General features: G+C 58.1%; 1 protein-coding gene. It reads left to right on the top strand.

All coding sequences use genetic code 11. The annotated features are described in order from the left end of the window. Positions 1-389 (top strand): elongation factor Tu (locus RYH74_RS26355; RefSeq protein ID WP_317410631.1); only part of this gene is annotated, 389 nt, incomplete at both ends.

Raw genomic sequence — 389 nt, 5'->3', positions numbered from 1 at the left:
ATGTTCCGCAAGCTGCTGGACGAAGGCCGTGCTGGCGAGAACTGCGGCGTTCTGCTGCGTGGTACCAAGCGTGACGACGTTGAGCGTGGCCAGGTTCTGGTCAAGCCAGGTTCGGTCAAGCCGCACACCAAGTTCACCGCAGAAGTCTACGTCCTGTCGAAGGAAGAAGGCGGCCGTCACACTCCGTTCTTCAAAGGCTACCGTCCTCAGTTCTACTTCCGTACCACTGACGTGACCGGTAACTGCGAACTGCCGGAAGGCGTTGAAATGGTAATGCCAGGTGACAACATTCAGATGACTGTTACCCTGATCAAGACCATCGCAATGGAAGACGGTCTGCGCTTCGCTATCCGTGAAGGCGGTCGTACCGTCGGCGCCGGCGTCGTAGC

The sequence above is a fragment of the Pseudomonas sp. LSJ-87 genome, assembly GCF_032971465.1.
Lineage (GTDB): Bacteria > Pseudomonadota > Gammaproteobacteria > Pseudomonadales > Pseudomonadaceae > Aquipseudomonas > Aquipseudomonas putida_Z.
This window is presented reverse-complemented; position numbering and strand designations above follow the sequence as displayed.